Below are 26,496 nucleotides of genomic sequence, written 5' to 3'. Positions count from 1 at the left end.
CGGCTTCCGCTTCCGCTCGGCCCGCCGCCGGAAGGGGCAGGCGGTGTCCGGGGCTTCGAGGCCGGAGGTCAGGGTCCGGTGACCGTGCCGGGCGCGTCGCTCAGGCGGCGCGCCCACGGCGTGCGCGCCGCCGCGGCCAGCAGGAGCCGTTCGCGCGGCGGTTCCGGCCCGACCGGACGCCAGGTGAGGTCCGGGTCGCCGAGGGAAGCGGCCCGGGTGCGCAGGGCGACCAGCCCGTGGTCGCCGATGAGGCGGTGCCGGAAGAGGGTGTGGCCGCCGTCCGCGTCGACCTGCGTCTCCGGCGTCCACCCGCGCGCGGCGACGTGCGCGAGGACCTCCGCCGCGTAGCCGGGCGCCCGCCCGGACGGGAACCACAGCAGGCGTCGGCCCGCCAGGTCGGACCAGGTCAGCTCCGGCGGTTCGGCCAGCGGGTGCCGGACGTGCAGCAGGACGCCGAGCGGCTCGTCGGCGAGCGTCCGCACGGTCAGACCGGAGGTGTCGACGGGAGCGCGCAGGATCCCGAAGGCCAGGGCGCCGGTGCGCAGGAGCTCCCCCTGCCGCCCGGAGTCGGTCTGCCGGTAGTCGAGCCGCAGGCGGCCGCCGCGCGTGACGATGTCCTCCGCCGCGGCGACGACGGGCTGCGCCACGCCCCGGCACACCCCGACGACCGTCGTCCGCGGGACGGCGCGCGCGGCGGCGACGGACGACCGCAGCTCCTCGAAGGCCCGGCCGGTGCCCTCCAGCAGCAGCCGTCCCGCCTCGGTGGGCACCATGCCGTGCGGCAGTCGCCGGAACAGCGGGGTGCCGACGCGCCGCTCCAGCCGCCGGATCTGCTGGCTGAGGCTGGGCTGCGCGATGCGCAGGCGCCGGGCCGCCTCGGTGACCGTGCCGGCCTCGGCGACCGCGGCGAAGTACCGCAGGTGCCGCAGCTCGATGCCCGACAGCACGTCCCCTTCCGGCTCGTCCACCCCGTCCACCCCTCCTGATCAGCGGTTATAGGGCACACCCTATGCCCCTCCCCAGGTGATCGGTCTTGGCGCCGAAGGGGACAGGCGGTGCTTACTGGAGCCATGTACGTGATCGTGTTTCGCTACCGTGCCCCGCTGGAGAGGATCGACGAGCTGAAGGAGGCTCACTACGCCAACCCCGACGGCATCTTCGCCAAGGGCCTCGCGCGGTCGGCCGGCCCGCTGGAGCCACGCACGGGCGGGCTGGTGATCGCCGACGGCGAGCCGTCCGAGATCGAGGCCGCCGTGGCCTCCGACCCGTTCGTCACCAGCGGCGCCGCCACCGCGGAGATCCTCCGCTTCCGCCCGGTGTGGACGGCGGAGGATTGACGGTACCGGCGAGGGGGGTCCCGGCGGCCGTCCGCCGGGACCCCCTCCGGACCGTCACCGTCCGGGACGGAACGCCCGGATCACATGCCGCAGAACGGCGGGATGATGTTCTTGTGCGCCACCCAGCCGCGCGTGCCCTTGGCCAGGCCGCCCTTGCTCTTCGCCTTCAGTTGCACGTAGTCCCAGCCGCCGGACTTCCGGAGGATCCGGATCGGGTCCTTGAAGTAGAGCTGGCCCTTGACCGCCCCCGACGTGCTCGCCTTGGTCCGCAGACGGGTGCCGTCGGTGTAGATCATGGCGTTGTCCTCGTGGCACTCCTTGGCCGCCACGGTGGCGGCCCGCGGAGCGGCGGCCGGGACGGCGGCCTGCGCGGGAACGGCCAGGGCGCCGGCGGCGCCGATCAGGGTGGCCGTGGTGAGTGCGAGGGATATACGACGCACGGATCCTCCGGAAGTGGTACGCGTTCGATGCGGCGGACGCCGCGCGAACACCCTAAGAGACGAGAAGATCCCTTCCGCTTACGATCTTGTCACGTCCCTGCCACAACTCGGGTGCCTCCCGGGGTGGACGCGGACCGGGCGGCACCTCGGCCGCCGGGCGCCGGCTACGGCCGGACCCCGCCGAACGCGCGGCGGTTGAAGTGGGTCAGGGCATGCCGGTCGCGCAGTCGGGCGAGGCGGCGCAGGGCCGGGGCGCCGTAGAAGGTGTGGAGGAGGTCCGCGTCGAAGGCGTGGGCGCCGTAGAGGTACGGGCGCCCGCCCGCCCGCGCGCAGGTTTCCAGGAGCCGTCGCTGGACGCGGCGCGTCGCGGAGACGGCGTGTTCGTCGGACCGGGGAACCGACGCGAAGACGCCGACCCCGTAGTGGACGGGGGCGTCCAGCACGGGGGCGAAGACGAAGGGGGTGGCCGGCCGGGGGCGTCGGGCCACCAGGAAGTAGAGGCTCACCAGGGTGTCGGCCAGCGGGGGTTCGGCGAGGAGGGGCTCCAGCACCGCCGCGAACGTGTGCAGGCCCGCCTCGTCGAGGACGTAGTCCGCCCACAGACTGGCGTGCGTCTCCCCCCGGAGCAGCGGGGCGAGGTGCCGTTCGACCTCCTCGTGCAGTCGCAGGGGGTAGTCGGGAACGGTCTGTTCACGGGGTTCGGGTGCCGCGTCGGCCGCCCAGGACACCTGTGAGTACCAGGAAGTCCGGTCGTACATGCCGAAGTAGCCGACGAGATCCGGTTCCCGGGCGGCGCGCGGCAGGAAGGAGACGAGGTCCCGGAGACCGCCGTGTGCGACGCGGGAGACCCGGTCGGCGGCCCGGTACGGCACCGTGCGCAGCACCGCCTTCCTGATGAAGCCCACCTGCCCCACACCGCCCAGGGCGAAGCGGAACAGTTCGGCGTTCTCACCGGCGGAGCACCGCAGCGCGCGCCCCGTTCCGTCGACGAGCTCGATCTCCCGCACCTGGTCGACCTGGAGACCGAACCGTACGGACCCGAGGCCGAAGCCCCCGACCGACAGCGTGCCGCCCACCGTCAGGCCGAGGAAGCTGGGGAGGACCGGGTCGGCGCGGCCGTGCCGGTTCAGCCAGGTCTCCAGCTCGTACCACGTCATACCGGTCGCGACCTCGACCAGTCGGTCCTCTCCCGTGAACCGGGGCGCCACGCCGCCGGGGAGGTTGTGCAGCACGGTCCCCCGGGTGAGTGTCTGCGTGTTGCACGACCGGCCCGCGCCGCGTACGGCCATGTCCGCACCGGAGGCGGCGGCCCGCCGCATGATGTCCTCGGCGGTTCCGTCCACCCCCTCCCGGACGACCCTCTCGGGAGGAACGAAGCAGGTGCGCCCGAAGTCGCTGCCGAATTCTCGCGTCATATGACACCTTCCCTGAACCGTCCGCACATTTCCGGCGGGCGGTATTCCGTATGCGGTCCCCCCGCGGTCCTTCGACCCGCGGCCCGAACCGGTGAAAGGCTCAACTGCCGAGAGACTTCCGCCGCAAGCCCGCCCGCCGAACATTCCGCCTGTCGCGGCGCGCCGAGAAAACCGCCCGCGCCCGGCCGCTTCCGCGGCCGGTTCACCGCCCGCGCGCCGTCCCGTCGCCCGTTCGCGATTCCGCCGGGACTCCGTGGGCGTACCGGGCCGCGGCGGCGGCCGGGACCTGGCCGGGGGAAGCCGGCCCGCGATGACCGAGTGCGCCAAGTCGCCAGGTATGGCGCCGCGTTGGAACGCTGGTTCACCGCCGTCACCATGGACCGCGAACGGATCCCGCGCAGCGGGGAGCCGCCCGGCGGATCCGCCACCTCCCTGGGAACTCGCCGCCCCTACAGCCGCGTAAACCCACTCGGGCGTCCTTCTGGCAGTCCGCCGGGAAATATGGCAGCGGGGCCTGGCGATTCCTGTCAGTTTCCTTTCCACCGTTGTGCCGAGCGGGCACCCCGCCTACGGTGGTCCGCAATTCCCCCTGCGCCGCGCCCCGTACGAAAACCCTCATCACCGGTGCGGCTCAGCCGATTCCGCCATTCCGAACACCGGACATTCCGAACACCGGACCCGCCCTTCCCGTGGCGAGCCGCGGCCCGCGTACGCGCCCGCCGGCAAGGCCTCGACCGGACGGCGGGAGAACGGGGCAGACCGCATTGCTCGCGCGCAACGGAGACATACCGGAGATCAGAAAGGACTTCATCTCCGACTACGACGGGCTCGCCGACCAGTGGTGGGACCCCCGCGGAGCCCTCGCGCCGCTGGGCTGGATCGCGCGCGCCCGCGCCGACTTCGTCCCCGGCGCCCCGCACGAGGGCGCCCGACTGCTGGACATCGCCTGCGGCGGAGGCCTGTTCGGCCCGCACGCGGTAGCCAAGGGCTACCGCGCGGTCGGCGTCGACCTGTCGGAGCTGTCGCTGCGCGTGGCCCGACGGCATGGTTACGCCGAGGTGTTCCGGGCCGACGCCACCGCCCTGCCGTTCGGCGACGCGTCCTTCCACGTCGTCACCGCGGGGCAGTGCCTCGAACACGTCCCGGACCCCTTCGCCGTGGTGGCGGAGGCCTGCCGGGTGCTGCGCCCCGGAGGCACCCTCGTCGTCGACACCATCGCCGACACCAGGACGGCCCGCCTCGTCTCGATCACGCTCGCCGAGAACGTCCCGATCGCCGGCCACCCGCCCCGCGGCACCCACGACCACCGCCTCTTCGTCAACCGGCGACGGCTGACCCGGGCCGCCCGGCACCACGGCGTGGACCTCACCCTGCTCGGCCTCCGCCCGCGCCTGCGCGACATGGCCCGCTACGCGGCCGGACGGCTCGACGCGGTGCGCCTCGTGCGCACCCCTTCCACATCGGTCCTCTACCTGGGTGTGGGAACGAAGAAGTGACCGGGCCGCAGCACGTCACGGCCGGCGCCGTCCACAACTGGGTGATCGGCGCCCGGCTCAAGACCCTGCCCGTCAGCTACGCGCCGCTGGCGGTGGGCACCGCCGTCGCCTACGCGGCCGGCCCCCTGGACCCGTCCCGCGCCGCCCTGACGGTGGTCCTCGTGCTCGGCTTCGTCCTGGGCACCAACTTCTTCAACGACTACAGCGACGGCGTGCGCGGCGTGGACGACCACCGGGCCGGCCCCACCCGCGTGGTCGGCTCGGGCCGGGCCACACCGCGGCAGGTCTTCCGGCACGGAGCGGTGCTGTACGGCATCGGCGCCCTCGCCGGCCTGTACCTGGCCGTGACGGTCTCCTGGTGGCTGCTGGCCGTCACCGCGTTCGTCGCCCTCGGCGGCTGGTTCTACACCGGCGGCTCCCGGCCGTACGGCTACCACGGCCTCGGCGAGATCAGCATCTTCGTCTACCACGGCGTCGTCTTCGTCTGCACTCCCGTCTACGTCCAGACCGGCCGGGTGCCCTGGGAGGCCCTGGCCGGATCCGTGCCCGTCGGCCTGCTCGCCTGCGCGCTGCTGACCACCAACAACCTGCGCGACATCCCGACCGACGCGGCCACCGGCAAGATCACCCTCGCGGTGCGGCTGGGCCCCGCGAGGACGCGCGCCTTCTACGTCTGCTGCGTCGTCGCCGCCTTCGCGACCGCCCTGCTGCCGGCCCCCGCCCACCCGTGGGCACCGCTCGTGCTCGGCGCCGTCCCGTTCGCCGTCTTCCCGGTGCGCAGGGTGACGAGCGGTGCGGGCGGCCGGGCGCTGATCCCGGCGCTGGAGCACACCTGCCTGCTGCTGCTCGCGTTCGGAACCCTGCAAGCGATCGGCCTGGCCCTGTGACGCCGAGGAGTGGAGCGATGACCCCCGCCCCCGAAACCTCAGACTCCGAGACCCCCGTCCCCGAAACTTCAGACTCCGAGACCCCCGCCCCTGAAACCCCCGACCACGAGGTACTCGTCATCGGCGCCGGCTTCTCCGGCATCGGGACCGCCCTCGGCCTCCGCGGGGCCGGCATCGACGACTTCCTGCTCCTGGAGGAGCGGGACGACGTCGGCGGCAGTTGGCACGCCAACACCTATCCCGGCATCGCCGTGGACATCTCGGCGTTCTCCTACTCCTTCGCCTCCGTCCCGTACCCCTCCTGGACCCGAATCTTCCCCCCGGGAAACGAGCTGAAGGCCTACGCGGACCACTGCGTCGACACCCACGGCCTCCGGCCGCGCATCCGCTGCCACTCCCGGGTCGTGCGCGCCGAGTACGCCGAGGCGGCGCACCTCTGGCGGGTGTTCCTGGCCGACGGCACCCGCCTGACCGCGCGGTTCGTCGTCTGCGCCACCGGGTGGCTGACCAAGCCCAAGACCCCCGACCTGCCCGGCCTGAACCGGTTCGAGGGCGACGTCGTGCACACCGCGGAATGGGACCACCGGCTCGCGCTGGACGGCCGGCGGGTGGCGGTGGTCGGCACCGGCGCCTCCGGAGTCCAGGTGGTCCCCGAGATCGCGCCCCGCGTGGCGCGGCTCCACGTCTACCAGCGCACGCCCATCTGGCTGCTGCCGAAGCCCGACTTCGCGATCCCCGGGGCGCTCCGCCGGGTCTTCGCCGGGGCTCCCGCGACGCAGCGGGCGGTCCGGCTGGTCACGGACGTGGCGACGGAGGTGAGCTTCGTCATCGCCATGGTCCACTACCGCCGCTTCCCGTTCCTCGTCCGGGCCGCCGAGGCCGCGTCCCGGCTCTACCTGCGCCGCCAGGTCAAGGGCGACCGCGACCTGATGCGCAGGCTCACCCCCGCCTATCGGGTGGGCTGCAAACGGCCCTCCCTGGCCAAGGGCTACTGGCGCGCCTTCACCCGGGACGACGTCGAGCTGGTCACCGAGCCGATCGCCGAGGTCACCGAGACGGGGATCCGCACGGCGGACGGCGACGAGCGGACGTTCGACGTACTGATCCTGGCCACCGGCTTCCACGTGCTCGACAACCTGCCGCCGTTCCCGGTGCACGGCCAGGGCGGACGGGACCTCAAGGAGTTCTGGCGGACCGAGCGTTTCCAGTCCTACGAGGGGACCTCCGTCAAGGGCTACCCGAATCTGTGGTTCATCGTCGGGCCCTACTCCTTCACCGGCGGCTCCTGGTTCGGGATGATCGACTACCAGGTGACCCACGCTATCCGCGTGATCACCGAAACCCGGCGGCGGCGCGCGACGGAGGCGGTCGTCCGCCCCGAGAAACACGACCGCTCCTTCGCGAGGACGCTCCGCCGGCAGCGGAACACCGTCTTCCTGGACCCCAGTTGCCGGGGGTCGAACACCTACTACCTCGACGAGCGCGGGGACGCGCCGGCCGTCCGCCCGTCCTCCACCTTCGAAGCGGCCTGGCGCGCCCGCCACTTCGACCTGGACGACTACCGGTACGCACGATGACCCCGCGGCCCGCCGGCCGCCCCACCACCAGGGCCGGGAGGACGAAGGCGATGCGTTTGCGCGAGGTACGGGGACGGGACCGCGCCCTGTGCGTGCTGTACGGGACCACGGCGCTCGTCGGCTGCTGCGTCATGGGCGCGATGGCCGCCGCCTTCGTCGTGGGGCACGCGGACTCCGGGCCCACGGGGGTCGTCACCGACTTCCTCCGGGACGCGACCGCCTCCCTGGCGTCCCGGTTCGTCTACGCCGACCTCGTCCTCACCTGGGCGGCCCTCGGCGCCTACATGATCGTCGAAGGGCGGCGCTTCGGCATCCGCCACGTCTGGGCGTACATCGCCGGAGCCCCGCTCCTCGCCCTGATCGCGAGCTACGGCCTGTTCATGCTCGTCCGCCAACTGCGGATCGCGGCCGCCGCCGGCGGGGACGACTCGCCCGCGGACGGTCCGCCCGCCGGCGACCCGGCCGCGCGGCGGGCGGCGACCGGCAAGGCCCGGTGAGCAGTGCCGGGTCCGGCCGGCGGCGGCACGTGAGGGACGCGAGAAAAACGGGGGACCATGGCACACGCAGTCGTGGCGGGCGGCGGCATCGGCGGCCTCGCCACCGCACTCTCCCTGGCGCGACGGGGACACCGCGCGACCGTCCTCGAACGCCGGTCCGCCTTCACCGAGATGGGCGCCGGGATCCAGCTCGGCCCCAACGCGTTCCACGCCCTCACGCTGCTGGGCGTGAGCGAACGGGTGCGGGAACGCGCGGTGTTCGTCGACGCCCTCCGCCTCATGGACGGCGTCACGGGCGAGGCGATCGTCGCCCTGCCCCTCACCGGCCGGTACCGCGCACGGTTCGGCAACCCGTACGCCGTGGTCCAGCGCGTCGACCTCTACGAGCCGCTGCTCTCCGCGTGCCGCGCGGCCGGCGGCGTGGCGCTGGTGGCCGGCGCCGACGTCCGGACGTACGCGCAGGACGCCTCGGGGGTCACGGTGGCCACGGCGGACGGCCGGACGTTCGCCGGGGACCTGCTCGTCGGAGCCGACGGCATCCGGTCCGCCGTGCGCGCCCGGCTGCTGGGCGACGGACCGCCCCGGGTCTCCGGCCACACCATCCACCGCTCGGTCATCCCGGTCGAGAAGGTGCCGGAGGATCTGCGGTGGAACGCCGTGACCCTGTGGGCGGGCCCCCGGTGGCACTTCGTCCACTACGTCATCGGCAACGGCCGCTACCTCAACCTCGCCGCGACGCTCGACGACGGCGCCCGCGAACCCGTCGCCGGCCGCCGAGCCGCCCGGGACCTCGTCCTGTACCGCTTCCGGGACCTGGGACACACCGCCCGGCGCCTCCTCGAACTGGGCGAGGACTGGCGCGAATGGGTCCTCTGCGACCGCGACCCCGTGGACGTCTGGACCGACGGCCGGGTGACGCTGATGGGCGACGCCGCCCACGCCATGCTCCAGTACGCGGCACAAGGAGCGTGCCAGGCCCTGGAGGACGCGGTGGTCCTCGGGGACGCCCTCGCGGGCGCCACCGCCTCCGACGTGCCGCCCCGCCTGGAGCGGTACAACGCCGAACGCCGCGAACGGACCGCCCGCGTCCAACTGCTGGCCCGCCGCATGGGCGAGGAGCTCTACCACCCCGCCGGCGCGGAGGCCCTGGCCCGCAACGCGATGCTGCGCCCGCTGGGCGAGGACGACCTGTACGAGCGGGTGACCTGGCTGCACGGCGCCCGGGACTTCACGTTGCCGCACGGCCGTTGAGGGCGGGCCGGGGGAGCGGTGGAACCGAGCCTTCCACGGCCGGGACCCCGCGAGCCCCGCCGCGGCCGGCGAAGAACCCCGCCGGGACCCGGCCCCGCGCGGCGACCGACCGGGGACACGCGGCCTCCTCGCAGGCGCCGCCGGAACCGCCGCTCCCGGCGCGCCGCTCCTCCCTGGCCCACAGGCGGGTGCCCCGGCCGGCGACGCGGGACGGGGCACCCGCGAGCTCCCGCTCGGCCCGCACCGGTGGGGAGTCCGCCCCGTCGACGGTGTCAGGGGCACCGGACCGGCCCTCCGACGTGCTCGGGCGTATCCTCTCGACCGGACGGTCCGAGGTGGACCTGCCGTGTGACGCCAGGGGGGAATCTGCCGGGAACTTCGCCCGCCGAGCGCCCGCCGCCTCGCCGCGTCCGGGAGGCCCCGGAACCACGGCCACCGGCTCCCACGGCCGGCCGAAGCGCCGGTCCGGTCCGCCCGTGCGTCCCGCCCGTGGCGTCCCGCCCGGCGGCCGAGAGCGGGGGCCGCCCCCTCCTCCCCGGCGACGTCACGCCCGTGCGTCCGCCCGTCGCCCGCTCACGTCCACGGCCGGCGCGCCTCGGGCAGCCCTCCCGCGTCCACGCGCCGTACCGGGGACCGCACCAGACACCGAATCAGCCAGGAGAACTTCCATGACCACGAGTCCCTCCCGATCCGTGCCGTCCCCCGCCGCGTCCGCCCCGGCCCCGGCCGGTGCCGAACTCGTCGCACGCGCCGAGGCCCTGCGGCCCCTGCTGCGGGAGCACGCCGCCCGGATCGACGCCGGCCGGCGGCTGACCGACGAGGTGGTCGACGCGCTGACGCGGGCGGAACTGTTCCGGCTCACCGTGCCCCGCCGCTTCGGCGGCCTCGAGAGCGACGTCCGCACCCTGGTGGAGGTGACGGCCGCGCTGGCGGAGGGCGACGGCTCCACCGGCTGGGTGGTCGCCGTCGTCAACACCTGCAACTGGCTGGCCGCCCTCTTCCCGGAGCGGGCACAGGACGAGGTGTTCGGCGCCGACCCCGACGCCCGGGTCACCGGCGTCTTCAGCCCCACCGCCACCAGCCGCCGGGTCGAGGGCGGGTGGCGGGTGTCCGGCCGCTGGTACTACAACTCCGGTGCCGCGCACTCGAACTGGGCCGTCGTCGGCGTACCGCTCACGGACGCGGACGGCACCGCGGGCGACCAGGCCATGGCCCTGATACCACGGACCGACCTGCGCTGCGAGGACACCTGGTTCGGCGTCGGCATGCGCGGCACCGCCAGCAACTGCCTGGTGGCCGAGGACGTCTTCGTCCCCGAGCACCGGACGATGTCCGTGCCGGCCGCCGTCGCGGGCGACATCCCCGCCGACCACGGCCCGACCGGGCTCTACCGCACCGCCTTCGCCCCGTTCGCGGCCGTGGGGCTGGTGGGCCCGCAGCTCGGGCTGGGCCGGGCCGCGCTCGGACTGGTCACCGCGAAGGCCGGGGCCGAGCCGGCCGTCCCCGGCCGCGACGGGGCCGGAGCGGAGCCGGCCGAGGCGCAGAGGCGGGTCGCGGAGGCCGCCTTGCGGATCGACACCGCCCACCTGCACGCCCTGCGGGCCGCCGCCGACCTCGACGCGGCCGCGGCCCGCGGGATGGCCATGGGCCTCCCGGCGAGGGCCCGGGCGTGCGCGGACGGCGGGTACGCCGTGGACCACGTGCTGTCCGCCGTCGACACCCTGGTCGACGTGTACGGCGCCGGATCCTCCGCGGACGCGGAGACGCTGCGCCGGATCCGGCGCGACGCGAGCGTGGCCGGCCGGCACGCGGCGGCCGGGACGGCCGTCGGCACGGAGGTCTACGGCAAGGTGCTGCTGGGGATCGAGCCGCAGGCCACGCTGTTCGTCTGACCCCCGCCGGCGCCCGGACCGGCTCGCGCCGGACCGGCCCTCACCCCGTCACCGCCCCCTCGACGAGCAGCAGCACCACGTCCACTCCCGCCACGAGAACCGCCGCGGCGAACGGCGCGCCGGGGCGGCGGCGGGCCAGCGCGGAGCCGGCGAGGGCGGTGAGCGCCGCTCCGGCGAGGGCGGTCGCCCCCGGGAGGGAGGGCGGGCCCGGCGGACCGAGCGTCAGGACGGCGGTCGCCGCCACGAGGACGGCCGGCAGCACCCGCCGTACGGCGGGCGCGCCCAGTCGGTGCGGCAGCCCGCGCACGCCGGTCGCGAGGTCGGCGGCGATGTCCGGGAGGGTGTCGGCCAGATGGGCGCCCGCCCCGAGCAGGGCCGCCGCCAGGGCGACCCACCAGGCGGGCCACGGCCGCCCGGGCAGGCCGAGGGTGACGAACGCGGGCAGGGAGGCGAAGCCCAGGGCGTACGGGAGCCAGGACCAGACCGTCGCTTTCCACCGCAGGTCGTACGCCCACGCCGCCGCCACCCCGGCCAGGTGGACGGCCCCGGCGAGCGGGCCGACGGCCAGCGACAGCGGCACGCACAGCGCGAGCGCCGCCCACGCCGCCGCCCACACCGTACGGCGGGGGACCGCCCCCGCCGCGACCGGCTTGCCGCGCCGCCCGGCGGCGGCGTCCCGGGCGGCGTCGAACGCGTCGTTGCACCAGCCGACGGACACCTGACCGGCCAGCACCGCGCCCGCCACCAGCGCGCACCCGGCCGGGGTGTGCCCGGCGGCCACGGCCGAACCCGTCACCAGCACCGTGACCGCGACCGCCGGGACCGGGTGGCAGGACGCCGCCAGGCCCACGACCGGCCCGGTCCGCCGGGCGCGGGCGGCGGCCACCGGCGCCCGGTCGGTGTCCCACGCGTCCGTCGAGTCCACTCCGCGATCGTAAGGCGGACGGCCGGCCCGCGGGGCGGACGGCCCGGACGACGGCCCGGGCACTCGTCCGGACGGGCGGTCCACGGCGCCGGAGGCACCACCCGGCGGGGGACCGGGGAAGACACCGGGAAGCGGACGGACGGCCGTTCCCGGGCGTCCGGCCCGCCTCGTGACGCCCCGTCCGGCTCCGCCCACCGCGCGGGCCCCGCCCCAGGAGACGTATGACGACCCGGATCGCAGCCGTCCACGGCCTGTCGGCCCCGCACCGCTACCCCCAGCAGGCCATCACCGACATGATCGCCGCGGCGTTCCACCGGAACGGCGGCGACCGGCGACGGCTCGACGGACTGCACCGCAGCACCGGCGTGCGGACCCGCAACCTGGTGCTTCCGCTGGAGGAGTACGCGGGGCTGACCGGCTTCCGGGCCGCCAACGACGTCTTCATCCGGCAGGCCACGGCCCTGGGCGCGCGGACGGTGGACGGCGCCCTGCGCGCCGCCGGGCTGCGGCCGGCCGACGTGGACCTGCTGATGTTCACCTCCGTCACCGGCCTCGCCACCCCCTCCGTCGACGCCCGCCTCGTCCAGCGGCTCGGCCTGCGCCCCGACGTCAAACGCCTCCCCGTCTTCGGCCTCGGCTGCGTCGCCGGAGCCGCGGGCATCGCCCGGCTCCACGACTACCTGCGGGGCCGGCCGGAGCACGTCGCCGTGCTGCTCTCCGTCGAACTCTGCTCGCTCACCTTCCAGGCGGCCGACGCCTCACCCGCCAACATGATCGCCAGCGGGCTGTTCGGCGACGGAGCCGCCGCCGTCGTCGCCTGCGGCGAGCGGCGCCTCCCGGCGGCGGACGGCCCGGCGGTCGTGGCCACCCGCAGCCGGATGTACCCGGACACCGAACACGCGATGGGCTGGGAGATCGGCGACTTCGGGCTCCGCGTGGTGCTGGACCCCTGCGTCCCGGACATCGTCCGCCGCCATCTGGCCGACGACGTCCGCGCGTTCCTCGGGGACCACGGGCTCAAGCCGGACGACATCACGGCCTGGGTCTGCCACCCCGGCGGCCCCAAGATCCTCCGCACGGTGACCGAGGCCCTCGGCCTGGCCCCCGACGCCCTCGACCTCACCTGGCGTCACCTGGCCGAGGCCGGCAACCTCTCCTCGGCCTCTGTCCTCCACGTGCTCCGCGACACCCTCGCCGAACGCCGCCCGCCGCCCGGCTCCCCCGGCCTGCTGCTGGCCATGGGCCCCGGCTTCTGCTGTGAACTCGTCCTCCTGCGCTGGTAGGTGACCGTGCTCTGGTACGCCCTCCTCCTCGCCGCCGTCGCCGCCGAACGCGGCGCCGAACTCGTCCTCGCCCGCCGCAACGCCCGGTGGAGCCGGGAGCGCGGCGGGCTGCCCGTCGACGGCGGCCACTACCCGTGGATGGTCGCCCTGCACACCGCGCTGCTGCCGGCGTGCCTCCTCGAAGTGCTCGCGGCCGGCCGGCCGTTCCGGCCCGCGCTCGGCTGGGCGGCGCTCGGCGTGGTCGCCGCCGCGCAGGGACTGCGCTGGTGGTGCGTCCGCACCCTGGGACCGCGGTGGAACACCCGCGTCATCGTCGTCCCCGGCCTCCCGGCCGTGGCCACCGGTCCCTACCGGCTGCTGCGCCACCCCAACTACGCCGCCGTCGCCGCCGAGGGCGCGGCCCTGCCGCTGGTGCACGGCGCCTGGGCCACCGCCCTCGGCTTCACTCTGCTGAACGCCTGGCTGCTCACCGTCCGCGTCCGGTGCGAGGAGGCGGCGCTCGCCCCGGCCCGCGCCCCCTACACCGCATGATCGACGTCCTGGTGGCGGGCGGCGGCCCGGCCGGCCTGGCGGCCGCGGTCCACGCGGCGCTCCGCGGCCTGGAGACGGTGGTCGTCGAACCGCGTGCCACCCCCGTCGACAAGGCCTGCGGCGAGGGCGTCATGCCCAGCGGCGTGGCCGCGCTGCGGGCGCTGGGCGTCGAGGTGCCCGGGCACCCGCTGCGCGGCATCCGGTACGTCGACGGGCCGCGCAGCGTCGAGGCGGGCTTCCGCGGCGCCACCGGGCTGGGCGTCCGGCGGACCGTCCTGCACGCCGCCCTGCACCGGCGGGCCGCCGAACTCGGCGTCCGGTTCGTGCCGGGCCGCCTGGGCACGGCCGTCCAGGACGCGGACGGGGTGACGGCGGGGGAGTGGCGGGCGCGCTGGCTCGTCGCCGCGGACGGCCTGCACTCCCCGCTCCGCCGCGCGCTCGGCCTCGGCCTGCCCGCGCGGCCCGTCGCCCGGTACGGCCTCCGCCGCCACTTCCACGTCGGCCCCTGGACCGACCACGTCGAGGTGCACTGGTCCCGGCACGGCGAGGCCTACGTCACGCCGGTCGGCGAGGGCCTGGTGGGCGTCGCCGTCCTCAGCCGCGAACGGCGGTGCTACGACGCGCACTTGGCGGGCCATCCGGCCCTGGCGTTCCTGTCCCGCGCCGCGCCCGCGAGCGCCGTGCGCGGCGCGGGACCCCTGCTCCAGCGCACCCGCGCCCGGACGGCCGGCCGCGTCCTGCTCGTCGGCGACGCGGCGGGTTACGTCGACGCGCTGACGGGCGAGGGCGTCGCGCTGGCCCTGGCGACGGCGGAGGCCGCGGTGCGCTGTCTGGCGGCCGGCCGGCCGGGGGCGTACGAGGCGGCGTGGCGCCGGGTGACCCGGAAGCACCGCCTCCTCACCCATGCGCTGCTCCGGGCCTGCCATCACCCGGCCGGCGCCCGCCTCGTCGTCCCCGCGGCCCGGGCCCTGCCGGGCGTGTTCGCGGGTGTGGTGCGCGCGCTCCAGTAGGGGCTCCCCGGGCCGGCTTGGCGTCGTGGATCAAAACAGGCATGATGGATTGATGCCTGAGGCAATTATTGGCCCAGGAATCTAGTTCGGAGGAGCAGAAATGTCGCACGCCGCGCCGAAGTTACCTCTCTACGTGGAGGACATCCTCGACGGCATGGGGGCCGACCCCGGGCGCGAGGCCCTGGTCCACGAGGGACGGCGCGTCACCGTCGGCGAGTTCCGCGCCCTCGTGCACCGCATGGCGCGGGCCCTGCGCGCGCGGGGACTCGGGCGCGGCCACACGGTCACCCTCCTGAGCGGGAACCTGCCCGAGACCCTCGCCGCCCGCTACGCGGCGAACCTGCTCGGCTGCCGGGTCAACCACCTCTACAACAAGCTGTCGGCCGAGGTGCAGGCCGGCATCGTCGCCGACGTGGAGACCCGCGCGCTCGTCGTCGACCCCCGGCTGGCGGAGCGCGCCGAGGAGGTGACGCGGCTCGCCCCCGTCGAGCGCGTCCTCGTGCTCGGCCCCGCGAAGACCGGCGAGGACCTCCTGGAACTGGCCGCGGCCCAGCCGGCCGAGCCCTTCCCGGGCCAGGCCGAGCCCGAGGACATCGCCTCCATCCGGCACACCGGCGGCACCACGGGCCACCCCAAGGGCATCTGCACCACCTTCGCCCAGGTGGGACGCGGCGGTTCGCTGCGGGACCACGAGCGGTACACACCCCGTCAGCTCGTCTGCACCACGATCGCCCACGCCGCCGGCCACCTCGCGGACGGCACCCTCCGCAGGGGCGGCGTCCTGGTCCTGCTGGAGGACTTCGACCCGGCCGCCGTGCTCGCCGCCGTCGAGCGCGAGCGCGTCACCGACGTCTTCCTCCTCCCGCCGCTGCTCTACGCGCTGCTGGACCACCCGGACCTCGCCCGCACCGACACCTCCAGCCTGCGGTGCGTCCTCTACGGCGGCTGCCCGGCGTCCCCTGTGCGGATCGCCGACGCGCTGCGCCGCCTCGGCCCCGTCCTCGTCCAGTTCTACGGACAGAGCGAAGCCGGCGGCATCAGCTTCCTCCTGCCCGAGGACCACGACCCCGCGCGACCCGAACGGCTGCGCAGCGTGGGCCGGGTGCTGCCCGGCGTCGAGGTCGCCGTCCGCGACCCCGCCACCGGCCGGGACCTGCCGCCCGGCGCGCACGGCGAGATATGCGTGCGCTCCGAGCAGGTCATGAAGGGCTACTGGAAGCGGCCGGACCTCACCGCCGAGGTGCTGCGGGACGACTGGCTGCACACCGGCGACATCGGGTTCCTGGACGACGAGGGCTACCTCACCGTCGTCGACCGCATCAAGGACATGATCATCGTCGTGGGCGGGCACGTCTACACGTCCGAACTGGAGGACGTGCTGAACGCGCACCCCGGGGTGCGGCACAGTGCCGTGTTCGGCGTCCGGGACGCCGACGCCATGGAGCGCGTGCACGCCGCCGTGATACCGGAGCCCGGCGCGGACGTCCCGGCGGACGCGTTGCGGGCGTACGTCCGCGAGCGGTGCGGCGCGATGTACGAGCCGCACCGGATCGACTTCCTGCCCGAACTGCCGCTGACGGACGCCGGCAAGCCGGACAAGAAGGCGCTGCGGCGCATGGCCGGGCGGCCGGCCGACTGAGCCGGCGGAAACCCGGGGGAAGGCAAAGGGGTCCCACCGCTCCGGAGAGCGGTGGGACCCGGCCGGACGCGCCACTGGAGGACGTACCGCCGGCCCTTCGTGGTGGTCCGTGCCGTCGTGACCGGTGCCGCGGGCCGTCGGCCGGCCCGCGGCACCGGTGTCAGGCCGCCGAGGCGGCCGCCTCCACCGGACGGAACCTGGTCGCCCGCCAGGCCGGCAGGAGCGTCGCGGCGACGGTGACGGCCAACGCTCCGGCCACGACCGCCCCGTAGATCCACACCGGTACCGACGGCACCAGGCGGTCCGACTTGGCGACGCTGTAGGGGAAGACGGTGACCGCGGCGGCGACCGACCCCAGGACGATCCCGGTCACCGCGGTCAGCAGGCTCTCCACCGCCGTCATCGCCATGACCTGCCGGCGGGTGAAGCCGGTGAGCCGCTGGAGGCCGAACTCCCGGCGCCGCCGCCCGGTGGCCGAGACCAGGGTGTTGACCACCGAGATCACGGTGTAGCCGACGATCATGCCGACCACCAGGTAGTTGACGGTGGCGAGTTGCTGCTGTCCTGCGGTCCGGCCGGCGGTGAGCGCGTCGCTGCCGGACACCTCCACCCCCGGCTGGTCCTCGACCGCCGCGCCCAGGGCCGCGGCCACCGCGCCGGGGTCGGCCCCGGCGGCCCGCCGCACCACGATCTGCGCGGGCGTCCCGTCGGTGGTGTGCGCCGCCAGCAACTCGGCGGGCAGCAGCAGCGAGGTCGTCAGGCCCTCCGGCCGGTAGGTGGCGACGACCTTCACCTGCACCGGAGCACCGTCACCGAGCCGCAGGGTGACCGTGTCGCCGACCCCGCGTCCCAGCGACTCGGCGTGCTCCACGGGCAGGGCCACGCTGTCGCCGCGCAGCGCGGCGAGCGAACCGGCGGCGGCGCTCACCGCCAGGTTCCCGTCACCGCTGACGCCCTGGAGCGTCCACCCGTCGTCGCTCCGCGTCGGGTCCTTCGGCGCCTGCACGAACCCGGTGCTCGTCACGTAGTCCGAGGCCGCGGCGACACCCGGGACGCCGCGGACCTTCTCCAGCGTTCCGGGGGCGAGACCGCCGGTGCGCGAGGTCAGGACGGCGTCCGCCCGCAGGACGCCGGTCTGCGCGGCGCGGTGGGAGACGTCCTCGATCCGCTGCATGTACAGCGTGCCGGTGGCGATGCCGGTCAGCAGGACGATGGGGGTGATGGTGGCGGCCGTCCGCCGGGCGTACGTCCGGGAGTTGAGGACGGCCAGTGCGCCCGGCAGCCCCGACACCGCCCGCAGCGGCACCTCGAGGACCGCCACGACCGCCCTGGCGAAGACGGGGGCCGGCAGGGACAGGCCGATCGCCCAGAAGATGCACGCCGGGGCCGCGACGCCCGCCGTGGTGTCGCCCACCGGCATCGCCATGGTCGTCACGGCCATCGCGACGCCGCCGGCGAGGAAGACGACGGACCAGACGACGCGGGCGCGGGGCGTCCGGTGGCTCTCCAACGCGCTCTCGGTCAGCGCTTCGGTGACGCGGGTGCCGGCGATGCGGCGGGCCGTGAGGTACGCGGCGCCCACGCCGGCCAGCAGCGAGGCGGCCACCGCCGCGGCGCCCGGCAGCACGCCGAGCCGGAACTCCATGGCCCCCGAGACGATTCCGGCGGCAACCAGCTTGTCGAAGAGGAGCCGGCCGAACAGCGCGCCGGGCAGGCAGCCGAGCACCGACGCCACCAGGGAGACGGCAAGCGTCTCGCCGAGGATCATGCGGCGCGTCTGCGCCGGGGTGGTGCCGATCGCCTTCATCAGGGCCATCTCACGGTGACGCTGACGGACCGTCAGGCCGAGGGTGGACGCCGCCCCGAACATGGCCACCAGGACCGCCCAGCCGCCGAAGATCGAGGCGAGCGTCAGCAGGTTGCGGCGGCTCGCGGCGGCCGTGGGGAACTCCGCCAGGCCCCGCTCGTCACCGGTCAGCGCGACGGCCTCGCCGCCCAGTTGCCGCTCGATCCGGTCGACAAGCGCGGCCGCGTCGGTGCCGGCCGCGGGCAGCACGCCGATCGCGTCCACCGCCCGCGGGCGACCGCTCAGCTCGCGGGCGCGCGCGTCGGTGAAGAACACGGCGGGCCGGAACGCGTCCCGGCCGCCGGCCTGCCGGACCACGCCGGTGAGCCGGAACGCGCGCGGCGTGCCCTGGACGGTGACGAGGACCCGGTCGCCGAGGGAGGCACCGGCGGCCTGGGCCAGCCCGGAGTCCAGGACCACGTCCCCGGCGGCGGCCGGCGCGATCCCCTTGGCGAGACGGTAGGGAGCCAGCCGGGCCGACCCCCAGCCGTGCCCCGCCGGGCGGTGGTCGGCGCGGGTCACGCCGTCCGGCAGGTCCGTCACCGGGCGGCCGTCGCGCACGACGGCGACGGGGAAGGACACGTCGGGAATCGCCTCGCGGACCCCCGGCACGGCGGCCACCCTCCGGACCGCGCCGGCGTCCAGCCGGACCCGCTCGGCCAGGCGCGAGGACCCGTACGTCTGGTCGCCGGCCACCACCACGGGCGCCGCGGCGAACCGCTGGGCGGGAACCGCGTCGCGGACGCCGGTCTCCATCAGCCCGCCGCAGGCCATGACGAGGGCCGCGCCGAAGAACACGGCCACGAACGTGGCGACGAAACCACCCGTGCGGTGCCGCAGGGAGCTCAGGGCGAGGGACAGCATCAGTACGCGCCTCCCGTCGCGGTGCGCGCCTGCGGGCCGTGCGCCGGTTCCTCGTCCGCCCAGGCGCCCAGGCGTGTCATCCGCTCGGCCACCACCTCGGCGGTCGGGTCGTACAGGTCACCGACGAACCGGCCGTCGGCGAGGAACACCACCCGGTCCGCGTACGAGGCCGCCACCGGGTCGTGCGTGACCATCACGACGGTCTGCCCGAGGGACCGTACGGACTCGCGCATCAGCCGCAGCACCGCACGGGCGGTACGGGTGTCCAGCGCGCCGGTCGGCTCGTCGGCGAACACCACGGCCGGGCCCGTGACCAGGGCACGGGCGATCGCCACCCGCTGCTGCTGGCCGCCGGACAGTTCGGCGGGGCGGTGCCCCGTCCGGGAGTCCAGGCCCACCCGGCGGACCACCTCGTCGATCCGCGCCCGGTCCGCCTTCCGGCCCGCGAGCCTCAGCGGCAGCGTGATGTTCTGCAGCACCGTCAGCGCCGGCAGCAGGTTGAACGACTGGAAGACGAAGCCGATCCGCTCGCGCCGCAGCTTCGTCAGCGCCGTCTCGTCATACCCGCCCAGGTCCTCACCGTCCAGCAGGACCGTGCCCGAGGTGGGCCGGTCCAGCCCCGCCGCGCAGTGCAGGAAGGTGCTCTTCCCCGAACCCGACGGCCCCATCACGGCGGTGAAGCTGCCGCGCCGGAAGGCCAGGCTCACGCCGTCGAGCGCGGTCACCGCGTTGGCGCCCTCGCCGTAGACCTTGCGAACCGCGTTCAGCCGCACTGCGTCGGCGACTGCGATGGTGTCCATACAAAGCTCCCTGTACCTGTCGCGTGGGGCACGCGATCACACCGCCGACGCTACGGACGGTCCACCGGCGGGCCCATGGGCCTTCGCCTACGAAGGGGGTGGAGAAAACTCCACCCCGCCCGACGGCCTTCCTCCACTGACCCGGGCGCGGCCCGCGGCGATGCTGGGAGGCGCGGACGGGCATACCGGCAGGTCCGCCCGCCCGCGCGTGCTGCATGATGAGGCCTGCGGGGCGGAGGAGCCCCGGGGCAGGGGAGGACGGAGCCAGGTGTGCGGGGCGGGGACCTCAAAGCCGGCGGCCGGGCCGCCGTGCGCGGCGCGGACGGGCCCGGCCCGGACGGCCGGAGCGGGCGGGCGGCGGGCGGCGGTGGCCGGGTGGTGACGCGGGCCCGCGGCGCGGCCGGGCCGGCGGCGCGGGACGGCGGCGCCGGGCGGGTGCGCTGGTGCGCGCGCGGGCTGGTGGTCGCGGTGCTCTCCCAGGCCGGCAGCGTCACCCTGTTCACCGTCACCGTCCTGGCCCTGCTCTCCCTCGCCGTCGGCGTGGGCGTCCTCGTGCTGCCGGTCGTCCTGGCCGCGGTCCGTGCGCTGGCCGGCTACCACCGGCGGATGGCCGGCACATGGGCCGGCCGTCCCGTCGACACCCCCTACCGCCACCCCGTGGAAGCGGCACCCCACGACCCGGCCGCGTCCTTCCGGCAGTGCCGGCGGCTGCTGGCCGACCCGGCCACCTGGCGCGACGTCCTGTGGCTGTTCCTCGACGGGCCCGTCGGCCTCGTCCTCGGCCTGCTGCCCGCCTCCCTCGTCGCCTACGGCCTCAACGGCCTCCTCGTCACCCCCTTCCTGTGGGAGCACATGGGCCCCCACTGGGGTTTCGGGGTCATCTGGCCGATCGCCGACCAGACCGACGCCTACCTCGCCATGCCCCAGGGAGTCCTGCTGGTGGCCCTCGGACTGCTGAGCGCCCGGCCGCTGGTCCGGGCCCACGGCCGCTTCTGCCGGCTGCTGCTGGCCCCCACCCGGGGAGCCCGCCTCGCGCTGCGCGTCGAGCGGCTGACCGAGACCCGCTCCGCGACCGTGGAGTCCCAGGCCGCCGAACTCCGCCGCATCGAACGAGACCTGCACGACGGCGCGCAGGCCCGCCTGGTGTCCCTCGGGATGAAGCTCGGTCTCGCCGACACCTTGCTCGACGACGACCCGGAGACGGTGCGCGAGCTCCTCGCCGACGCCATGGAGTCCAGCAGCCGGGCCCTCAGCGAACTGCGCGACCTGGTCCGCGGCATCCACCCGCCCGTCCTCGCCGAACGCGGACTCGACGGCGGGGTACGGGCGTTGGCCGTCGGCCTGCCCCTCCCCGTCGAGCTGGCCGTCGACCTGCCCTCCCGCCCGCAGCCGCCCGTCGAGTCGGCCGCCTACTTCGTGATCGCCGAGGCCCTCGCCAATGTCACCAAGCACAGCGGCGCCACCCGCGTCGACGTCCGCCTCTGGTACGCGGACGGCGCGCTCCGGGCCCGCGTCACCGACGACGGGCGCGGCGGCGCCGACCCCGAGGGCGGCAGCGGCCTGCGCGGCCTGCAACGCCGGCTCGCGGCCTTCGACGGAGTGCTGGACGTCCACAGTCCGCGGGGCGGACCGACCGTGGTGACGATGGAGCTGCCGTGCGCGTTGTGATCGCCGAAGACCTGGCCCTGCTGCGGGAAGGCCTGGTGCAAATCCTGACCGCGCACCGATTCGAGGTGATCGAAGCGGTGGACAACGGGCCCGCCCTGCTGCGCGCCCTGCTCACCCACCGCCCGGACGTGGCCATCGTCGACGTGCGCCTCCCCCCGGCCTTCACCGACGAGGGCCTCCGGGCCGCGGTCGAGGCCCGCCGGCAGGTCCCCGGGCTGCCCGTCCTGGTGCTGTCCCAGCACGTGGAGCAGATGTACGCCCGCGAGCTGCTGTCCGACCGGAACGGCGGCGTCGGCTACCTCCTCAAGGACCGCGTCTTCGACGTCCGCCGCTTCCTCGGCATGCTCCGGCAGGTCGCGGACGGCGGCACGGTCATGGACCCGGAGGTGGTGTCGGAACTCATGGTCAGACACGAGAAGGCGGCCAGCCCCGTGCGGACCCTCACCGGCCGGGAACGGGAGGTGCTCGGCCTGATGGCCGAGGGGCGCTCCAACGCCGCCATCGCGGCGAAGCTGTTCGTGTCCGAGAAGGCCGTCAGCAAACACACCAACAGCATCTTCACCAAGCTGGGACTCGCGGCGTCCGGAGACGACAACCGGCGCGTCCTGGCCGTCCTCGCCTACCTCGACGCGTAGGAGCGGGCCGGCCCGGCGGGAGCGACGCTCGGGGCCGGCCGGCAAACGGAGGGAATGACGAGGCGTCACCTAAGGTTGAGTGATCGTTCACCCGTACTTTCACGGGACGCCTCGGACAGGGAGAGCACGTGCCAGCGGATCGCGCCGCCGCGCCGGACACCGCCGCCGCGGAGGCGGCCGTACAGGAGGGCAGGCTCCGGAGGGAGCTGGGCTTCGGAGCGCTCACGGCGATCGGATTCTCCAACATCGTCGGCTCCGGCTGGCTGTTCGCCGCCATGTACGCGGCCCGCGCCGCCGGACCCGCCTCGCTGCTCACCTGGGTGGGCGCCGGGGCGCTGTGCGGCCTGGTCGCCCTGGTGATGATCGAGCTCGGCGCCTCGCGGCCCGAGGGCGGCGGCACGGTCCGCTGGCCGCTGTACGCCGGAGGGCGCCTCGTCGGGACGCTGGTCGGCTGGTCCGTGCTGCTGTCGGTGGGCGGCACCGCCGCCGAGATCAGCGCCATCATGCAGTACGCCGACCACTACCTGCCGGACCTCTACCACGGCCATGTGCTCACCCCCACGGGCCTGGCGCTGGCCGTCGGCCTCAGCGTGCTGCTGACGATGCTGAACTGGTTCGCGGTCCGCGTCTTCGCCCGGTTGAACAACCTGGTGTCCATCTTCAAGATCGTCGTTCCGCTGGTCACGGTCGTCGCCCTGTTCGCCTCCGGCTGGCACTCCGGACGCCTCACCGACCACGGCGGCTTCGCCCCCTACGGGTACGCCGCCTGCCTGTCCGCCCTCGCCGGCGGCGGCATCGTCTACTCGGTCAACGGCTTCCAGGCGGCCCTCGACTTCTCCGGCGAGACCCGCGACCCCCGCCGCACCCTCCCGGCCGCCGTCCTCGCCGCCATCGGCCTGGCCCTGCTGACGTACCTGGCGCTCCAGTTCGCCTTCCTGTTCACCGTCCCGGAGAGCCTCCTCGGCCACGGCTGGAAGGGCGTCGACTTCCAGTCGCCCTTCGGCCAACTGGCGCTGATCCTCAACCTGCACTGGCTCTCCAGCCTGCTCTACGCCGACGCCGTGCTCTCGCCCGGCGGCTCGGCGTACGTCGGCGTGGCCCTCAACGCCCGCCACACCTACGCCCTCGCCAAGAACCGCACCCTGCCCCGGACCTTCATGCGGGTCGACCGCCGGTCCGGCATCCCGCACCGGGCGCTGGCGCTGAACCTCGCCGTGATCGTGGTCTTCCTGCTGCCCTTCGGGGAATGGCAGCGCATCGTCAGCATCATGGGCGACATGTACCTGCTGATCTACGCGGCCTCGGCCGTGGCGGTCGCCGTCTTCCGCGCCGACCCCGGCACCCGGATGGCGGGCTGGGTGCCCGGCCTGCGCTGGATCGCACCCCTCAGCTTCGTCGTCGCCACCGAGTTCGTGTACTGGTCGGGCTGGCACGACCTGCGGCTGGCGCTGCCCGTCGTCCTGGCCGGACTGCTGATCTTCCTCGGCATGCGGCGGTCCGCCCACGACGGCCCGCTCCTCGCGGAACTCCGCGAGGGCGCCTGGCTGGTGTGCTACCTGGCGGTGCTGACCCTGCTGTCGTGGCTGGGCACCTTCAAGGGCTCGGGCCGTCTGCCGGCCCCCTACGACTCGTTCGCCGTCGCCCTGTTCGCGCTGGGCGTCTTCCGCTGGGCCGTCCACTCGGGCGTCCGCCACCGGGCGACCGCCCGGGACGAACCCCTGCCCTAGCCGGACCGCCGGCCGCACGGCTCACGGCCGGCCGGAGACGTCACCCCGGCGCGCGCCCCGAGCACCAGGGCCTTGAGGTGGTAGGACCGCTCGGTGACGTGCGGCCGGTCCGTCCAGGACTCCGGGACGAGCACCCCGGCGACGCGTCCGGCGACGACGAGCGACAGCCCGTGGCGGAACAGCGGGCTCGCCACCGCCGGCAGCCGGGCCCCCCGACAACTGGGTGAGCGGGTGGTGAACCCGAACCGGTCGTAGCGTGGCCCGCGGCCGGTCACCGCTGCGGGCGCGTCCGCGCCGCGCGGTGCATCTTGGGCAGGACGTCCCGGACGTGCGGGGGGCGCGCCCGCGCCGGCGCGTACGTGTACCAGGAGAACGACGCGCCCCGCGGACGGCCGCGCGGCTCGTGATCCGGCCGGCCGGGGACCCACGGACGGGTAGTCCGTCTGCTGGGTCTCCCAGGTGATCAGGCGTCCTTGTGGCCGGGGCGGAGGCGGTGCCACGGTCCGTCACGCCGCGAAATAGTGCCCCTCGTCCAGGTCTGCGAGAAGGCCGGGACGGACGGGACGCCAGTCCAGCCGCTCCCGCGTCAGGGTGGCCGAGGCGGGGGCGTCCATCCCGGCGAAGGGGGCGAGCCACCCGAAGTGGGTGGCGGCCTCGTCACCGGAGAGACCCCGCACCGGCAGCCCCAGCCGGCGGCCGATGAGGGACGCGATGTCGTGGAACGGCACCCCCTCTTCCGCGACGCCGTGCAGGCGGCTCCCGGCCGGCGCGGACTCCAGGGCCAGCCTGAACAGGGCGGCCGCGTCGAGCAGATGCACGGCGGGCCAGCGGTTCGCGCCGTCGCCGACGTACGCCGACACCCCGCGGGCGCGGGCACGGCGGATCACCTCCGGGAGGAACGCGCGGTCGCCGCGGCCGTGCACGCTCGGGGGGAGACGGACGGCGGACGCACGGACGCCGCGCCCGGCCAGGGCGAGCACCGCGTCCTCCGCCGGCGTCCGGTGGGTGCCCGGGGCGGCCGGGTCCTCCTCCGTCGCGAGCGGCCCCGACGCCTGGATGATCGCGGAGCCGGAGGCCGAGACCAGCGGCTTGCCGGAGCCCTCCAGCGCCGCACCGAGGGCCTCCACGGCCCGCAGGTCGACCTCGCCCGCGGTGGTGAGGTCCCCGGCGTACATCAGGTCGTGGCGGTAGGCGAGGTGGACGACGCCGTCCGCGGCGGTGGCCGGACCGCGCAGGCTCTCCGGATCGCCGAGGTCACCCCGGTGCACCTCGGCACCGGCCTCCGCGAGGGCGGCGGCGCTCCGGTCGGAACGGGCGAGACCGAGGACTCGGTGCCCGGCACCGAGCAATTCCCGGACGACGGCGGAACCGACGAAGCCGGAGGCGCCGGTGACGAAGACACGCATGGTGAACTCCTGGGGGAGTGAGGGGGATGCGGGATGCGGTACGGCCCCGCCCGGTGTGCGACCGGCGGCGGAGACGACGGCCCCATCCTGCGAGCGGAGGGCGCGCCGGATCCAGGTCCCGTTCCGCATGCGGTCATGCGGTACGGGCATCACCGCAGATCGAAGCCGGTGCCGGGGAACTCCCGGACACCCGGCGGGAGTATGCTTCCGGCATGCCCGAACCAGCAGGCCCGGCACCGGACCTCGACCTGCGGCTGGTGCGCTACTTCACCGCCGTCGCCGAACACGGGCACTTCGGCCGCGCCGCCGAAGCCCTGCGCATCGCCCAGCCGTCGCTCAGCCGGCAGATCCGGAGCCTGGAGCGGCGGCTGGGCGCCCGGCTGCTGGACCGCACCCCGCGCGGCACCCGGCTCACCGAGGCCGGAGAGGTCTTCCTGCCGCTCGCCAAGGCGCTCCTGCGATCCGCGGCGCAGGCGGCTTCCCGTACCCGCGCCGCCGCCCGGCCCGACCGCGTCACCGTCGGCGTCCTCCCGCCCCTGATCATCACGCCCGCGGTGCGTGAGCTTCGCCGCCGGCACCCGGAAGCGGAGGTGGGGACCGCGCATCTGCGGTGGGACGACGTGAGCGCGGCCCTGCTCGACCACCGCGCGGACGCCGTGGTGGCCCGGCTGCCCTTCCCCACCGAAGGACTCCGCGTGACGCTCCTGTACTCCGAGCCACGGGTCCTCGTCGTGCCCCGCGATCACCGGCTGGCAGGCAGGGAGAGCACCACCCTGGACGACATCGCCGACGAGCCCCTGCCCCGGGTGCGCGACTCCGACCCGGTATGGGACGCGTACTGGCGCATCGACCCCCGGCCGGACGGCCGCCCGGCACCCGGCGGCCCGCTGATCGAGTCCATGGAGGACAAGCTGGAGCACGTGGCGGCGGGCGAGGCCGTCGCCATCATGGCCGCCGGCGCGACGGGCGGCCTGCGCCCGGACCTGACCGTGATCCCCCTGGAGGGCGTCGAGCCGAGCCACGTGGTCCTGGCGACCCGGGCGGGCGACCGGAGCCGACTGGTGACGGCCTTCGCCGCCTGCGCCGGGGAGCTGCTGACGGGACGGGGGCCGGGGACCAAGGGGGAGGCCGGATCCGCGCGCGGCGTGGCGCCCGCGCCCTTGCCGGGCGGGGAACCCGGTTCCGCGCGGGGTGCGTCACCCGCTCCCCTGCGGGACGTCGCGGCCGGCTCCGCGTAGGCGTCGGGTCCGGTCGGGATCGGGGCGTGGTTCCCGTGCCTGTGGGGGGCGCGGCGGCCGAGGCCGGGCGCGGCGTGCATCCTGCCCTTGCCCTTGCCCTTGCCCTTGCCCCTGCCCCTTGCCCCTGCCCCT

Annotated in this window: 23 protein-coding genes and 1 pseudogene; 15 read left to right on the top strand and 9 right to left on the bottom strand. The window is 75.2% G+C overall.

Features of this window, described 5'->3' with window-relative positions:
* Positions 1–68: 68 nt before the first annotated feature.
* On the bottom strand, positions 69–968 hold the full coding sequence (locus ACZ6X9_RS29875; RefSeq protein WP_469781135.1) for a LysR family transcriptional regulator: 900 nt from the start codon (positions 966–968) through the stop codon (positions 69–71).
* A 102-nt stretch (positions 969–1,070) separates the two neighbouring features.
* On the opposite strand from ACZ6X9_RS29875, the gene ACZ6X9_RS29870 reads away from it, so the two are divergent.
* Complete coding sequence (locus ACZ6X9_RS29870) at positions 1,071–1,337, top strand: YciI family protein (RefSeq protein ID WP_469781134.1); 267 nt, start codon at positions 1,071–1,073, stop codon at positions 1,335–1,337.
* Positions 1,338–1,417: 80 nt separating this feature from the next.
* Here ACZ6X9_RS29870 and ACZ6X9_RS29865 read toward each other — a convergent pair whose 3' ends face one another.
* Both ACZ6X9_RS29865 and ACZ6X9_RS29860 read right to left on the bottom strand, forming a co-directional pair.
* Positions 1,418–1,777: an SH3 domain-containing protein gene (locus ACZ6X9_RS29865; RefSeq protein WP_469781133.1), complete on the bottom strand. Its 360-nt coding sequence runs from the start codon at positions 1,775–1,777 to the stop codon at positions 1,418–1,420.
* A 164-nt stretch (positions 1,778–1,941) separates the two neighbouring features.
* A complete protein-coding gene (locus tag ACZ6X9_RS29860) occupies positions 1,942–3,192 on the bottom strand; it encodes an FAD-binding oxidoreductase (protein WP_469781132.1) in 1,251 nt (416 codons plus the stop codon).
* 764 nt (positions 3,193–3,956) lie between these two features.
* Here ACZ6X9_RS29860 and ACZ6X9_RS29855 point away from each other — a divergent pair.
* From ACZ6X9_RS29855 to ACZ6X9_RS29830, 6 genes are all read left to right on the top strand, one after another.
* A complete protein-coding gene (locus ACZ6X9_RS29855; RefSeq protein WP_469781131.1) occupies positions 3,957–4,688 on the top strand; it encodes a methyltransferase domain-containing protein in 732 nt (243 codons plus the stop codon).
* Positions 4,685–5,575: a 1,4-dihydroxy-2-naphthoate polyprenyltransferase gene (locus ACZ6X9_RS29850; RefSeq protein WP_469781130.1), complete on the top strand. Its 891-nt coding sequence runs from the start codon at positions 4,685–4,687 to the stop codon at positions 5,573–5,575. Before ACZ6X9_RS29855 ends, ACZ6X9_RS29850 begins: the two co-directional genes overlap by 4 nt.
* Positions 5,576–5,592: 17 nt before the next feature.
* Positions 5,593–7,152 (top strand): flavin-containing monooxygenase, encoded by a 1,560-nt coding sequence (locus tag ACZ6X9_RS29845; protein ID WP_469781129.1) that lies wholly within the window; start codon positions 5,593–5,595, stop codon positions 7,150–7,152.
* A 50-nt stretch (positions 7,153–7,202) separates the two neighbouring features.
* Positions 7,203–7,649, top strand: coding sequence for a DUF2834 domain-containing protein (locus tag ACZ6X9_RS29840; protein WP_469781128.1), 447 nt, complete (start codon positions 7,203–7,205; stop codon positions 7,647–7,649).
* A 57-nt stretch (positions 7,650–7,706) separates the two neighbouring features.
* Complete coding sequence (locus tag ACZ6X9_RS29835; RefSeq protein ID WP_469781127.1) at positions 7,707–8,900, top strand: 3-hydroxybenzoate 6-monooxygenase; 1,194 nt, start codon at positions 7,707–7,709, stop codon at positions 8,898–8,900.
* Positions 8,901–9,568: 668 nt separating this feature from the next.
* A complete protein-coding gene (locus ACZ6X9_RS29830) occupies positions 9,569–10,792 on the top strand; it encodes an acyl-CoA dehydrogenase family protein (protein ID WP_469781126.1) in 1,224 nt (407 codons plus the stop codon).
* A gap of 40 nt (positions 10,793–10,832) precedes the next feature.
* Here ACZ6X9_RS29830 and ACZ6X9_RS29825 read toward each other — a convergent pair whose 3' ends face one another.
* Positions 10,833–11,717: a UbiA family prenyltransferase gene (locus tag ACZ6X9_RS29825; protein WP_469781125.1), complete on the bottom strand. Its 885-nt coding sequence runs from the start codon at positions 11,715–11,717 to the stop codon at positions 10,833–10,835.
* Positions 11,718–11,938: 221 nt separating this feature from the next.
* Here ACZ6X9_RS29825 and ACZ6X9_RS29820 point away from each other — a divergent pair, with 221 nt between their 5' ends.
* The 4 genes from ACZ6X9_RS29820 to ACZ6X9_RS29805 all read left to right on the top strand — a co-directional run bounded on the left by ACZ6X9_RS29820 (position 11,939) and on the right by ACZ6X9_RS29805 (position 16,180).
* Positions 11,939–13,000, top strand: coding sequence for a type III polyketide synthase (locus tag ACZ6X9_RS29820; RefSeq protein ID WP_469781124.1), 1,062 nt, complete (start codon positions 11,939–11,941; stop codon positions 12,998–13,000).
* Between the two features lie 6 nt (positions 13,001–13,006).
* Complete coding sequence (locus ACZ6X9_RS29815; RefSeq protein WP_469781208.1) at positions 13,007–13,531, top strand: isoprenylcysteine carboxyl methyltransferase family protein; 525 nt, start codon at positions 13,007–13,009, stop codon at positions 13,529–13,531.
* The gene (locus tag ACZ6X9_RS29810; RefSeq protein WP_469781123.1) at positions 13,528–14,541 is read left to right on the top strand and encodes an NAD(P)/FAD-dependent oxidoreductase; all 1,014 of its coding nucleotides are present in this window, start codon (positions 13,528–13,530) and stop codon (positions 14,539–14,541) included. Before ACZ6X9_RS29815 ends, ACZ6X9_RS29810 begins: the two co-directional genes overlap by 4 nt.
* Positions 14,542–14,641: 100 nt before the next feature.
* Entirely contained in the window at positions 14,642–16,180 is a 1,539-nt protein-coding gene (locus ACZ6X9_RS29805; RefSeq protein WP_469781122.1) for an AMP-binding protein, read from the top strand.
* A gap of 160 nt (positions 16,181–16,340) precedes the next feature.
* On the opposite strand, the gene ACZ6X9_RS29800 is transcribed toward ACZ6X9_RS29805, so the two are convergent.
* Complete coding sequence (locus ACZ6X9_RS29800; protein ID WP_469781121.1) at positions 16,341–18,890, bottom strand: FtsX-like permease family protein; 2,550 nt, start codon at positions 18,888–18,890, stop codon at positions 16,341–16,343.
* Positions 18,890–19,690 (bottom strand): ABC transporter ATP-binding protein, encoded by an 801-nt coding sequence (locus ACZ6X9_RS29795; protein WP_469781120.1) that lies wholly within the window; start codon positions 19,688–19,690, stop codon positions 18,890–18,892. The genes ACZ6X9_RS29800 and ACZ6X9_RS29795 overlap by 1 nt, the downstream gene beginning before the upstream one ends.
* Positions 19,691–19,960: 270 nt before the next feature.
* Here ACZ6X9_RS29795 and ACZ6X9_RS29790 point away from each other — a divergent pair, with 270 nt between their 5' ends.
* The 3 genes from ACZ6X9_RS29790 (at position 19,961) to ACZ6X9_RS29780 (ending at position 23,720) form a co-directional block, all read left to right on the top strand.
* Positions 19,961–21,358 (top strand): sensor histidine kinase, encoded by a 1,398-nt coding sequence (locus tag ACZ6X9_RS29790; protein WP_469781119.1) that lies wholly within the window; start codon positions 19,961–19,963, stop codon positions 21,356–21,358.
* Entirely contained in the window at positions 21,346–21,993 is a 648-nt protein-coding gene (locus ACZ6X9_RS29785) for a LuxR C-terminal-related transcriptional regulator (RefSeq protein WP_469781118.1), read from the top strand. Before ACZ6X9_RS29790 ends, ACZ6X9_RS29785 begins: the two co-directional genes overlap by 13 nt.
* A 128-nt stretch (positions 21,994–22,121) precedes the next feature.
* Positions 22,122–23,720: an APC family permease gene (locus tag ACZ6X9_RS29780; protein ID WP_469781117.1), complete on the top strand. Its 1,599-nt coding sequence runs from the start codon at positions 22,122–22,124 to the stop codon at positions 23,718–23,720.
* On the opposite strand, the gene ACZ6X9_RS29775 is transcribed toward ACZ6X9_RS29780, so the two are convergent.
* The 3 genes and pseudogenes from ACZ6X9_RS29775 to ACZ6X9_RS29765 form a co-directional block, all read right to left on the bottom strand.
* A complete protein-coding gene (locus ACZ6X9_RS29775) occupies positions 23,717–23,995 on the bottom strand; it encodes a respiratory nitrate reductase subunit gamma (protein ID WP_469781116.1) in 279 nt (92 codons plus the stop codon). The two genes, ACZ6X9_RS29780 and ACZ6X9_RS29775, sit on opposite strands and share 4 nt — an antisense overlap.
* A gap of 8 nt (positions 23,996–24,003) precedes the next feature.
* A pseudogene (locus ACZ6X9_RS29770) lies at positions 24,004–24,187 on the bottom strand (hypothetical protein); the annotation flags it as partial.
* A 39-nt stretch (positions 24,188–24,226) separates the two neighbouring features.
* On the bottom strand, positions 24,227–25,126 hold the full coding sequence (locus ACZ6X9_RS29765) for an SDR family oxidoreductase (protein WP_469781115.1): 900 nt from the start codon (positions 25,124–25,126) through the stop codon (positions 24,227–24,229).
* A gap of 212 nt (positions 25,127–25,338) precedes the next feature.
* Between ACZ6X9_RS29765 and ACZ6X9_RS29760 the strand changes: the two genes are divergently transcribed.
* Positions 25,339–26,364: a LysR family transcriptional regulator gene (locus ACZ6X9_RS29760; protein WP_469781114.1), complete on the top strand. Its 1,026-nt coding sequence runs from the start codon at positions 25,339–25,341 to the stop codon at positions 26,362–26,364.
* The last annotated feature ends 132 nt before the right edge of the window (positions 26,365–26,496 follow it).

It is taken from the genome of Streptomyces sp. NPDC052910 (assembly GCF_055585605.1).
The sequence above is the reverse complement of the archived record's forward strand: the minus strand, read 5'-3'. Positions and strand labels throughout refer to the sequence as shown.